Origin of the sequence: Muriicola soli, assembly GCF_004139715.1 — a bacterium.
In the GTDB taxonomy this organism is placed as follows: Bacteria; Bacteroidota; Bacteroidia; order Flavobacteriales; family Flavobacteriaceae; genus Muriicola; species Muriicola soli.
In genome coordinates this window covers 19,645-31,787 of sequence record NZ_CP035544.1, presented here as the reverse complement: position 1 = coordinate 31,787, position 12,143 = coordinate 19,645, and the positions used below count along the sequence as shown (strand labels likewise).

The 12,143-nt window shown below is 43.3% G+C and carries 6 protein-coding genes and 1 pseudogene; 4 read left to right on the top strand and 3 right to left on the bottom strand.

Annotated features, from left to right (window positions below):
- Position 1: 1 nt before the first annotated feature.
- Positions 2-975: pseudogene (locus tag EQY75_RS00110) on the bottom strand (polyprenyl synthetase family protein).
- 160 nt (positions 976-1,135) lie between these two features.
- On the opposite strand from EQY75_RS00110, the gene EQY75_RS00105 reads away from it, so the two are divergent.
- The 4 genes from EQY75_RS00105 to EQY75_RS00090 are packed head-to-tail and all read left to right on the top strand — an operon-like array spanning position 1,136 to position 7,779.
- Complete coding sequence (locus EQY75_RS00105) at positions 1,136-1,741, top strand: TetR/AcrR family transcriptional regulator (protein ID WP_129601778.1); 606 nt, start codon at positions 1,136-1,138, stop codon at positions 1,739-1,741.
- Positions 1,742-3,076 carry a TolC family protein gene (locus EQY75_RS00100; RefSeq protein WP_129601776.1) on the top strand — a complete coding sequence of 445 codons (1,335 nt, stop codon included), beginning with the start codon at positions 1,742-1,744 and terminating at the stop codon, positions 3,074-3,076.
- 27 nt (positions 3,077-3,103) lie between these two features.
- Positions 3,104-4,240: an efflux RND transporter periplasmic adaptor subunit gene (locus EQY75_RS00095; protein ID WP_342774014.1), complete on the top strand. Its 1,137-nt coding sequence runs from the start codon at positions 3,104-3,106 to the stop codon at positions 4,238-4,240.
- A gap of 38 nt (positions 4,241-4,278) precedes the next feature.
- A complete protein-coding gene (locus EQY75_RS00090; protein ID WP_129601774.1) occupies positions 4,279-7,779 on the top strand; it encodes an efflux RND transporter permease subunit in 3,501 nt (1,166 codons plus the stop codon).
- A 49-nt stretch (positions 7,780-7,828) separates the two neighbouring features.
- Here EQY75_RS00090 and EQY75_RS00085 read toward each other — a convergent pair whose 3' ends face one another.
- Positions 7,829-9,148, bottom strand: coding sequence for a RagB/SusD family nutrient uptake outer membrane protein (locus EQY75_RS00085; RefSeq protein WP_129601772.1), 1,320 nt, complete (start codon positions 9,146-9,148; stop codon positions 7,829-7,831).
- A gap of 10 nt (positions 9,149-9,158) precedes the next feature.
- Positions 9,159-12,080 (bottom strand): SusC/RagA family TonB-linked outer membrane protein, encoded by a 2,922-nt coding sequence (locus EQY75_RS00080; RefSeq protein ID WP_129601770.1) that lies wholly within the window; start codon positions 12,078-12,080, stop codon positions 9,159-9,161.
- Between the last annotated feature and the right edge of the window lie 63 nt (positions 12,081-12,143).

Sequence of the window (12,143 nt, the reverse complement as noted above, 5' to 3'; positions counted from 1 at the left end):
TTTAGACTTTTCTACCCATCAGATCCCGGCCAAAAGTGAGTAAGACCTCTTTCTTTTCCTGACTAATATCCAGGGTGTTTAAGCAATCGAATGCCTTGTTGGTGTAGTATGCAATTGCTTCTTTAGTTTCTTTTGAAGCGCCTGATTGATCGTAGATCTCAATTACCCGTTTGATCTTTTTTTCTGTTCGTTTGGGTTGAATGGAGAAAAGGTCTTTCAATTCACGTACCTGTTGCAGATCGCCTTGCTCCAGCGCCTTTAGGTAGAGGTAGGTTTTTTTATTCTCAATAATATCCCCTCCAACTTGTTTTCCGAAAACTTTGGGGTCTCCAAAAACATCCAGATAATCGTCCTGTAATTGAAAAGCAATCCCCAGGTACAATCCAAAACTATAGATCTTATCCTGGTCTGCTATTGAGGCCCCGGCGGTAATCGCACCCATTTTCATAGCCGCACCCACGAGTACGGCCGTTTTAAATTTGATCATTTTTAAATACTGAGAGACACTCACTTCTTCCTGAGATTCAAAATCAATATCGTACTGTTGTCCTTCACAAACCTCCATAGCCGTCTTGCTAAAAAGGGTTGTTAAGTCTTTAAACACCTTCGGCGGATAGGACTCTAAAAATCGATAGGCTTCTATTAGCATGGCATCTCCGGATAGTATGCCGGTATTGAGATCCCATTTTTTATGTACTGTTGTTTTGCCCCTGCGGAGCGGAGCCGCATCCATTATATCGTCGTGAATCAAGGAGAAATTATGGAAATACTCTACGGCCATTGCTGCTTTAAATGCCTCCCTGGGGTCCCCCCAAAAAGATCTGCAGAAAGTAAAGTAAGGACAGGTCTCAGGCGTTTCCCTCCTAGTTTTAGTATGTAAAACATCGGATCGTATAGAGACCTGGGGTCGCGATTCCCCATCCCCAAACTGAGGTATTCCTCAAATTGATCCCTGTAGAATGCCACAGATTGCATAGTCAATTTTTTTCAAAAATAGGAGAAATCAGAACACCCTTGTCTCCCTGGCCGTGAAAAACTAAATTAAATCTACATCGTGAAGCCAGTGTTAAATTATTGTAAAACTTTGGAAACTTTTATTGTTTTTAAAGTTTCCAAAATTATATTTGCCCTCGAAATGAGAGAAAAAATATTACATAAGGCCACTGACCTGTTTCTTAACCTGGGTTTTAAAAGCGTTACCATGGACGACCTGGCCAATGAAATGGGTATATCCAAAAAGACTATTTATTCTCATTTTGACAATAAGACCAAATTGGTTGAAGCGTGTACACTTGAACTCTTCAATAATATTTCACAAGGGATCGACACCATCTGCAGTTTACAGAAAAACCCCATTGAAGAACTCTATGAGATCAAGAAATTCGCAATGCGACATCTTAAGGACGAAAAAGCATCGCCTCAATACCAACTGCAAAAATACTATCCTAAAATTCACAACACCCTTAGGATGAAACAATTTAGCCTGATGCAGAGTTGTGTCGTAGACAACATTAAAAGGGGAATAGCGATGGGTATTTACATCCCAACCCTAAACGTAGATTTTATTGCGAGAATTTATTTCTCAGGGGTTACCAGTATTAAAGATCACACCCTTTTCCCCGAGGACGAATTTCCCAAAACCCAGCTTATGGACGACTATCTGGAATACCACCTAAGGGGAATAGTCACCTCTAAGGGAAGACAAATTTTAAATGACATTATTCACTCAAATCAAAAATAAATGAAACTATCTCGTTTATTTATAATGCTGATATTCATATCCCAGACGGGATATTCCCAGGATGAGCCCAAAGCTTTTACTCTTGATGAGGCAATTGCATATGCCCTGGAGAACAATTACAGTGCACTTAATGCTGAACGCGACATTATTGATGCCCAAAAGCAAAAATGGGAAACCATAGCCTCTGGCTTACCACAAATCACCGGGGATGTCAGCTATCAGAACTTTTTAAAACAGCCTGTTTCCCTTATCCCTGCAGAATTTTTTGGAGGAGAACCCGGAGAATTTCAGCCCATCGTTTTTGGGCTTCCCCAACAAGCGACAGCTACAGCTACGGTAAGACAACAGATATTTGACGGATCCTACATTGTTGGTGTACAGGCCACCAAGGCCTTCCTAAGTTATAGCCAGAACAACAAGGAAAAAACCAGACAAGATGTAAGGAAAGCAGTGGTTGAGGCCTATGGAAATGTTCTTTTGGCCAATGAGTCAGTAAGTATCCTTCGTAAAAACCTGAAAGCCCTGGACGATAATTTATTCGAAACACAAAAGTTGTACGAAAACGGATTGGCAGAAGAGGAAAGTGTGGAACAACTGCAAATTACTTCCAGTACCGTTGAAAGTCAGCTAAACAACGCTATACGACTTGAGGCCATAACCCTGCAAATGCTGAATCTGATCATGGGGCTTCCGCTCGATACGCCAACCGAATTAAAAGAAGGTCTGAGCGACCTGGCCAGAGAGTATGTTGACCCCACTGTACTCGATGCTCCGTTCTCCATGGAAAACAATGTGGATTATAAGCTTGTCAACAATCTTAACGAACAGCGTTATTTCGAGCTCAAACTAGCCAAAAGCAGGGCTTTGCCAACGCTGAACGCCTTTGTGAACTACGGTTCTACGGCCTTTAGTGAATCCTTCACCTTTTTTGATAGTGATCAACAATGGTTCGACTCGTCAATTCTAGGTTTCGACCTCAGTATACCTATCTTCAGTTCTTTGCGAAGAAGTGCCAGTACCCAAAGAGCAAAAATTGCTCTTGAAAAAGCGAAGACCCAGCTCGAAGAAACCGAGGAAAGAATCAGACTGCAGCTCGAGAAGGCTAAGAGTGATTACCAACTGGCCGTTGAACAATACAACACCACTCAGGAAAATTTAAATCTGGCCGAAAGAATCGAGAAAAAAAATCAAATCAAATACCAGGAGGGGATCGCCAGCAGTTTTGAACTGAGGCAGGCCCAAACCCAACTCTATAGTGCGCAGCAGGAATATCTACAGTCGATGGTAGATGTCATTAATGCCAAAACCGAATTAGAAGTTATCGCAAACAATTAAGAACAGACTATAAATCCATATATCAAAATGAAAACTAGTATTCCAATCCTCACTCTTTTTATACTACTCCTGTCATGCGGGGAGGGTCAGAATGAATCTCTCGACGCACTCATCAGCAATGGAGATTTGGAGCAGATCAGATCGAAAAAATTGAGCCTTAGCGAGGAGTTGAAAAAGCTGAATGAACAGGTGAGTACCCTGGACTCAGTGATTGCAGTCCTCGATGCAGACAGCAGGTTACCCCTGGTGAACACTTTTGAGGTCAACCCCCAAAATTTTGAACATTATCTGGAATTGCAGGGAAATGTGGCGACTAAGCAAAACGTCTTGATTTACCCTGAGATGGCCGGAAGTCTTGAAAGGGTCTTTGTCACCGAAGGTGACAAGGTCACTAAAGGCCAAATACTAGGAAGGATTGACGATGGCGGAATGGCCAGTCAACTACAGCAATTAAAGGCACAGGCGGCCTTAGCCGAGACTACTTACGAACGTCAGAAAAGACTTTGGGAGCAAAATATCGGTTCTGAAATTCAATATTTGCAGGCAAAAACCTCCTACGAGGCCATTACAAATAACGTAGAGCAAGTGGAACGGCAATTGGGCAAATCTGCCCTTAGAGCTCCATTTAGCGGGATCATTGATGACGTGATCAAAGATCAGGGAACAGTGGTTTCCCCCGGGCCCGGTTCTGAGGTTTTCAGAATTGTGAACCTCAGTAATATGTACATCACCGTAGATGTGCCTGAAACTTACGTAGGCAGTATTTCAGAAGGAACCAAAGCGCAGGTTTATTTCCCAGTCTTAGGAGATTCTGTTCAGACCAAAATTAGACAGGCCGGGAATTTTATAAATCCCAACAACCGATCCTTTAGTGTTGAAATCCCCGTTTCAAATGCAAAAGGAAGGATTAAACCTAATTTAAGTGCCCGTGTGATGATCAATGATTACAGCAATGCCTATGCATTACTAGTACCTCAGAGTGTTATCTCTGAAAATGCAGAAGGAGACCAGTATGTCTTTATAGCAGATAATCTTGATTCAGAAATGAAGGGGACGGCTAAAAAAAGAGTGGTTACCACAGGGAAAACTCAGGGCCGATATGTAGAGATCCTGAACGGATTGCAGCAAGGTGATCTGATTATCCAGGAGGGGCGAGGAGTGTAAAAGACAATCAGGGAGTACAAATAATTAAGTAGGTCGCAATGAGCAGACAACAAAAAAATGCCGATAAGGAATTCAGGTTATCTTCCTGGGCCATTGACAATCCATCTGTGGTCTATGTGATGATCGCAATCTTTCTCTATTTAGGGTATACTTCCTATATGGAACTGCCGAGGGAAGATTTTCCTGAAGTAGTAGAGACCAAGGTTTATATCAGTACTCCTTATCCCGGAAATACGGCGGAGGATGTGGAGCGATTGATCACTGATCCCCTTGAAGACCGAATAAAAAATGTGAGCAACCTTGTTGAACTCACTTCAACTTCTCAGGAGGATTACAGTATCATTACTGCCGAATTTGACGAGGATATTACGGTTGAAGAAGCCAAACAAAAGGTAAAGGACGAGGTGGATGTTGAAAAAGCCAGCGAAGATTGGCCATTATTCAATGGAGCTAAGGTAGAGCCCAATATTTTTGATCTCAACCTCGCTGAACAAATTCCTATCATAAATATCAACTTCACAGGAGACTATCCGGTTGAAAAACTCAAGGAGTATGCAGAATATCTCGAGGAAAAGATAGAAGACCTGCCTCAGGTAAAAGAAGTTGATATCCGCGGAGCACAAGAAAAGGAAGTTGAAGTCGCTGTAGATGTCTATAAAATGATGGCATCCAAAGTGAGTTTCCAGGATGTTCTTCAGGCGATTTCAAATGGAAATATGACGATGTCTGCCGGTAATCTAAAGACCATCAATCAAAGGCGAACAATTCGAATTTTGGGAGAAATAGAGGAGCCTGATGAGCTTAACAACTTTGTGGTTAAATCTGAGAACGGAGCTATTTATCTTAAGGACATCGCAAAGGTGACCTTTGATGAAAAGGACAAGACTACCTATGCACGTGAATTCGGTGACAATGTGGTTATGCTTGATGTTAAAAAGAGATCAGGACGAAATACTATAGAGGCCATCAACGATATTAAGCAATTGGTGAAAGAGGCAGAAGAAAACTATTATCCAAAGAATCTGACCCTTACCCTTGCCAACGATTCCTCAGGCAGGACCCTAGGACAGGTAGACGACCTGGTTAATAACATCATATTCGGGATTATTCTCGTTGTAACGGTACTGATGTTCTTTTTGGGCTTTAGAAATGCCTTGTTTGTCGGTTTTGCGATTCCAATGTCCATGTTTATGTCATTTGTGATATTATCATCCCTCGGATTTACACTGAATACCATGATACTGTTCGGGCTTATTATGGGTCTTGGGATGTTGGTGGATAACGGGGTTGTAGTGGTTGAGAATGTCTACCGCCTTATGGAACAGGAAGGGATGTCGAGGATCGAGGCTGCCAAAAAGGGAATCGGAGAGATTGCATTTCCGATCATAATATCTACCCTTACCACGGTTGCCGCATTCGTCCCACTTGGCTTATGGCCGGGTATCTTCGGACAGTTTATGATCTATTTCCCCATTACTCTTTCTGTTGTTTTGGGATCTTCCCTCTTCGTGGCCATTTTTATGAATTCCATGCTGGTTTCGCGCTTTATGGAAGTTGGCGACAAAGAACTATCCCGAAAGCAACTGATCAAAACAACTTCTATCCTTACGGGCTTCGGTCTGTTTATCCTGATCTTCGGTGGAAGTATGAGAGGTTTGGGAAGTGTAATGATTTTGACGGCTATCTTATTCTGGGCCTATAAATACGGAATTAAAAAATGGTCCAACAAATTTCAGAGGACCGCTCTTGTTCGTTTTGAAAACTTTTACGAGCGGCAGATCAAATTCTCCCTCAGAGGTAAAAATGTATACTGGTTCGCCGGGATTACCGTGCTATTACTTATCAGTACTATTATGTTGTTTGGCCTTTCTCTCGGCAGCGGGCGTACAAAGGTCGAATTCTTTCCGGATAATACCCCCAATGAAGTAAATGTATACATTGAATATCCGCAAGGAACGGCAATAGAAAAGACCAATGAATTAACCAAAGACATTGAAAAACGCGTCTATGCCATCGCGAACAAGCCTAAATACACTGATGGCGACTATAATTTTCTCTTATCTTCAGGTGTTTCACAGGTAGGTGAAGGTGCGGGAAATCCGTATACTGACGGTGGCTCTTCTGCCGAAATGCCCCATCGGGGGAAAATTACCCTCTCCATGCGGGAATTTAAATATCGCAATGGGATAGATTCCGAGGGGCTTCGTAAGGACATACAGGACAATCTTATCGGGATTTATCCCGGGGTATCCATTTCTGTAGAAAAGGATGCCGTTGGCCCTCCATCAGGGTATCCTATCAACATTGAACTGGAAGGAAAAGATTATGACGTATTGATCAACACTGCTGAGAACATTCGAAATTTCATCAATAGAAAGAACATTGCCGGAATCGAAGAGCTGAAGATCGATGTCAATAAGGGCAAGCCTTCCATGAATGTGCAGGTAGACCGTGAAAAGGCAGGGGAACTCGGTGTTAGTGTTGGGCAGGTAGGACAACAGTTACGGCGTTCTCTCTTTGGGGAAAAAGCCGGAGTGTACAAGCTAGACGGAGAGGATTACGACATCAACGTGCGTTTTAAAGAAGACCTGAGATATGACAAGAGTGCCCTCTTTAATCAGAATATCATCTTCAGGGATCAGGCTACAGGTCAGATCAGGGAAATCCCTGTATCTGCAGTGGCAAGTCAAAAAAATACCTCTTCTTTTAGCGCCATCAAACACCGTGATAATAAGCGGGTTGTTACGGTCTATTCCGGACTAAAACCCGGTTTCTCAGATGCCGGAGCCATAGTTGCGGAAATTCAAAAAGAAATGGAGAATTTTGAGGACTTGCCTGCTGATGTCCAATTAGATTTTACAGGGCAGATCGAAGAACAAAATAAGCAAATGCAATTTCTTGTAGGAGCTTTCTTTACAGGTCTGGGCCTTATTATGCTCATCCTTATTTTCCAGTTCGGAGGAATATCCAAACCGGCCATTATTATGACGGCTATTTTCTTGAGTTTTATCGGAGTTTTTGGAGGATTGATGCTAACGGGATGGCCTTTCGTAATTATGATGACCATGATGGGTATAATTGCTCTCGCGGGAATTGTTGTAAACAACGGTGTAGTCTTGTTAGACTATACCCAAATTTTAATCGACCGGAAAAAAGTAAAGCTGGGAATCGATGAATATAATCTGTTACCACTGGAAGATGTAACCGAGGCCATCGTAAAAGGCGGGAAAGCCAGGCTTAGGCCGGTAATCCTTACAGCAGTAACTACTGTTTTAGGCCTTATACCACTTGCGGTGGGATTAAACATCGACTTCTTCTCCTTGTTTTCTACCGGTGATCCCAGGATCTACGTGGGAGGTGACAATGTTATCTTTTGGGGACCTTTGGCATGGACGGTAATCTTTGGTCTTATCATAGCTACCTTCTTAACCCTGATCATTGTCCCGGTATTGTTTAATATCACCTATCGAATCAAATTGTTTTTCCGTAAAGACAAGGTTGTGAATCTCAATAAAATAGAGACCGATGTTGCAGCCTGATCAAAAAAAAAGGCCGCCCATCTGGGCGGCCTTTACATTTCTAATAAACTTAATCATTTTCCGATAAGGGTACCGGTAAAGTATTGAATATTTGATCTCCTGCTCTGTCAATGGGCAGCGTATTGGAAAGGTTATACCTTCTCAAATCAAACATCCTGTGATTTTCACACCAGAGAGAATAGCGTCTCTGATTCAACATCTCTGTAGTTAGTGCCTCTGCAGTCAATGCTCCGGAATACACGGGCAAAGAAGCAGAATTTCTGATCACATTTATAGCATCTTCTGCCTCAAAAAGATCATTTGCCAAAATATTAGCCTCGGCATATACCAGGACCAATTCCTCATTCCGCAACATATCGATAGGAGATATATTTGAGGCGTACAAAGCCGTTTGAAAATCCCCTGACAATCCGTCCTGGGTTGTAGGATTGGCCCGTATCAGCGTTTTGTTGTCTACACGGGTGTCTCCTGCTTCAGCTTCGGCAATAAACGAAGGATGCACAATGATCTGGTCTCCGTTGTTATCCGGGATCTTAAAGAGTCCGTTGGTAAAGTCCCCACTATCCAGACTATAAACGTGCTTGGGCCCGATAGTCAGATCGCCTGCGAGATCAAAATAGGAATTTGAAAGTGCAGTCAAAGCTGCATTTCCGTCTCCGGCATATACAGCGGCAACAGCAGCAACAGCTCTGTTGAATTCTGCAAAGCCACTAGGAGTATCAAAGCCAGAGAAACCGGCAAGGGGGAACGCAAATTCTGCCCCTGCCCCATTGAGATCAGTTAAAGCTTCATCCAGCAAGGATCTCACAGCCGTCAGTGCCGCATCAAATTCCAAAATAGGTCCTAGGTTGTCCGGATCGGCCACGTCTATCCGTGCGCGGTTATAAGATTTTAAAACCTCGATCAGCTCAAAGGCGATTATGGTCTTAGCATAACCTCTGTATCCCGCTTTTTGAGTATCGGTCACCTGTTCTGTGTTCTCTACAGACTCTAAAAGAATGTTAGCATTCTTGATAGAAACGTACCGGCCTCCCCATGGAGCCGTTGAATAAAAAGAGTTATTGTCTAGTGAAATCCCATTCGCACCGAGTAAATCCTGTGTGTTCCTGGGATCTGCATCAAAGAGGTACAACTCCCTTGCCATGGTTCCGGAACCCGTTGTTTGTATCGCCAGCGAATTACGCATAGCTGATTCAACTCCTACAACCAGATTATTCAGCTGATTCTGTGAAGCGTCGGTCAGGACCCCGGCCAGACTAGGTCTGTTAGGATCAACTTGTTCATCAAAAGAACAAGCGGTGATTACAGCACCAAAGAGTATCAAAAGTGCTAAACCTCCTATTGCTTTATATTTCTGTATAATTTTCATTGCTATTTTTTTAGAAGTTAACATTTAAGTGAAAGTAAAACTGCTTGGTACTTGGGAATGGTGTAACCTCTATCCCTGAAGACAAGCCGGCACCTCCATTTGTGGAAGTTTCCGGATCGTAGCTACTGTAATCTGTTATGGTGAAAATGTTTCTACCCGATACTCCCAGCTTTATTCCTGTTACGGCATCCCCGAAAAAGCTCAGTGCGCTAGCGGGAAGTCTGTAATAAACAGCCGCTTCTCTAAGCCTCAAATATCCTGCAGGCTCAACAAATCTCACCGCAGCAATTGGTGAACCATTTCGAGCTATTCCTTCAGGGGTATCAAGGTCTGGTGAGGTACCTCCCAGATCCGTAAGCAGTCTGGACAAGTTGAGGTTATCCCCACCTTTTTTCCATTGTAGCAGGAAGGATACGTCAAACTGTTTGGCAATGGTAAAGTTGTTGAAAAAGCCCATCTGAAAGTCGGGTTCAACATTTCCAATTTGTGTAGGCACTCCATTTACATTACCAGCCAACTGAGTAACCGGCTTTCCTTCTTCAATGTAGAATGTCCCGAGACCCAGGCCAAAACCAGCTCCGGGCTGAGGAAATGCAGGAACGTCTAACCTTGTCACCTCAGATCGGTTAAACCACCAGTTGATATTTGAACTCCAGAAGAAATTCTCATTCTGAACAGGGTTAACCGTAATACCTACTTCTACCCCTTCGTTCTTAAGATCAGCAAGATTGGTTGTTTCCGAACCAAAGCCTGTGGAAGTGGGCAGTACCCTACTTAACAGAAGGTCACTTACAACCCTGTTGTAATAGGAAACTTCCAAATTCACTTTATTAAAGAGTCCGGCGTCAAAACCTACCTCAAATTCTGAGGAAGTTTCTGGTTCTATATCCGGATCGCCTTTTAATGCAGAAATAGAAGAACCTCCTATGCCACCAACTGAAACCTGATTTAGCCCTGTGAATGCAGAACCAAAGGCTCCTGAAGATCCTGTTTCACCATACGCTGCTCTAATTTTTAGCCTTTGGAAAACTCCATCCGACCAGAAATCAAAATTATGCAGGTTCACAGCCAGCGATGCCTTTGGAAAACCGTAGAACTTGTTGGGATCTCCGTTGAGAGTCGACTTGTCAAACCTATACCCTAAGGTACCGATCAACTGGTCCTGGTAATTTCCTTCAACCTGAGCAAAATATCCAAATTCCTTAACCGTGGAAGTGGTTTGGGTGATAGCCTGAGCTGAACCCTGACTTAAGTTGGTCTGACCGGGAATCAATTGTGTTGACTGATTAAAGATCAGATCTGCTTGTTGTTCCAGGTAGGAGATACCTGCCTGGGAAGTTAGTGCGAGATCGCCTCCCATCGCATTGCGATTCCAAACCGCAATACCCTGATAGTTGAAGTTGGTAAAGTTATTCTTTCCTACTCCGATAAATCCGTTCTGATTTCCCCTTTGTGCCTGGTGTGTTTCGGGCACGTATACAAAGGTCTCATTGGCGAGGAAGTCTGCCCCTCCGTTAAAGATCAGTTTTACAGAGTCATCACCAGTATTTAAAACATTTGTGGTGAGTTTGATTCCCTGAATAAAACGGTTATTCTTATCCTCATTTATCGCTTGGTCCCTGACAAAAATGGGATTTCCCGAATAGTTCGGGTTATCAGGGTAAACTCCGGTATCATCAGGAAATAAATTGATCCAAGGCCTGGTAAAAGCCAGGGTGTACCCGTAACTAAGACCTCCTTCGTTTTCATTACCTGTAAAACTCCTGCTTGAACTACTCCTCACATAATTAGAAGAAGCAGAAAAGCTAAAAGTATTTGAAATTGTATGGTCAACATTAGCTCTCAGAGAAAAACGATTGAAGCCGGTATTCTTGATGATCCCTTCTTCGTCCCTGTAAGAAGCCCCTACATAGAACTTGGTTTTTTCATCACCCCCACTCGCACTTATTCGAGTATCGGTAATTAATCCGGTTTCACCGTAGATAATGTCTTCGTAGTCAAAAAGACCTCCGTTAGCAATGGCCTGGTTGTACAAAGTGACCTCAGCAGCACCGAATGTATCTTCAACACTTTGGGCCGTCCATGGTCTGAGTCCCAGTTTATTTATAATGGTATTGAACCCGGTGTCCTGACTGAATTTTACCTCAGTCTTGCCCTGGCTACCCCTTTTGGTCGTAATAATAACAACCCCGGCGTTCGCCCGTGTACCGTAAATGGCGGCCGCAGAGGCACCTTTCAATACTTCAATGTTCTGAATGTCATTCGGATCCAAATCGGCAATTCGGTTGGCCGAGTTTTCCTCATTTCCCCGGTTAGCCCCTGAGGCGAACCGCAGTCCGGAAGGAATTTCAGCATTGTTTACATAGACTCCGTCCACAATATAAAGGGGCTGGTTGTTTCCATTTATGGAAGAGATCCCCCTTAATCGCAAAGCAAAACCACCTCCGGGAGCTCCCGATGAGGAGGTAATATTTACCCCTGTCAGTTTACCGTAAAGTGCTCCGTCCAGGGTAGTTTGTGCTGTAGTCCCCACGAGTTCTTGGTTAGACACTGTAGCCACAGCATTGGCAAGGTTACTTCTTTTAATGGAAGTTCCTAGACCTGTAACTACCACCTCGTCCAAACCGGTCGCCGATTCGTTTAAGGTCACATTCAAGGTTGTAGGCCCTTCTACTGTCAATTCCTTCGTCTCGTAACCAAGCGATGAGAAAACCAGGGTAGTAGGAAAGCTATCTACGCTGATCGAATAGTTCCCGTCGAAGTCAGAAATAGCTCCCTGAGAAGTACCTTTAACTACGACATTTACCCCCGCAAGAGGGTCTCCGTAATTGGAATCTGTAATATTCCCGCTTACCGTTCCCTGGGAAAACCCTAATAAGGGCAGGGCCAGAAACAGCCAGAGGAATGTCTTTCCAAGTGATTTTTGTTTCATGTTAATTAAGTTTTGAGTTAGATTATTGATATTCCAAGGTAAGGAAGTTATTATAATTACAAA

What these genes read in the sequence shown, in the direction of transcription:
- EQY75_RS00080 (WP_129601770.1), bottom strand. Translation starts at nt 12,080, where the DNA reads ATGAAACAAAAATCACTTGGAAAGACATTCCTCTGGCTGTTTCTGGCC.
- EQY75_RS00085 (WP_129601772.1), bottom strand. Translation starts at nt 9,148, where the DNA reads ATGAAAATTATACAGAAATATAAAGCAATAGGAGGTTTAGCACTTTTG.
- EQY75_RS00095 (WP_342774014.1), top strand. Translation starts at nt 3,104, where the DNA reads ATGAAAACTAGTATTCCAATCCTCACTCTTTTTATACTACTCCTGTCA.
- EQY75_RS00090 (WP_129601774.1), top strand. Translation starts at nt 4,279, where the DNA reads ATGAGCAGACAACAAAAAAATGCCGATAAGGAATTCAGGTTATCTTCC.
- EQY75_RS00100 (WP_129601776.1), top strand. Translation starts at nt 1,742, where the DNA reads ATGAAACTATCTCGTTTATTTATAATGCTGATATTCATATCCCAGACG.
- EQY75_RS00105 (WP_129601778.1), top strand. Translation starts at nt 1,136, where the DNA reads ATGAGAGAAAAAATATTACATAAGGCCACTGACCTGTTTCTTAACCTG.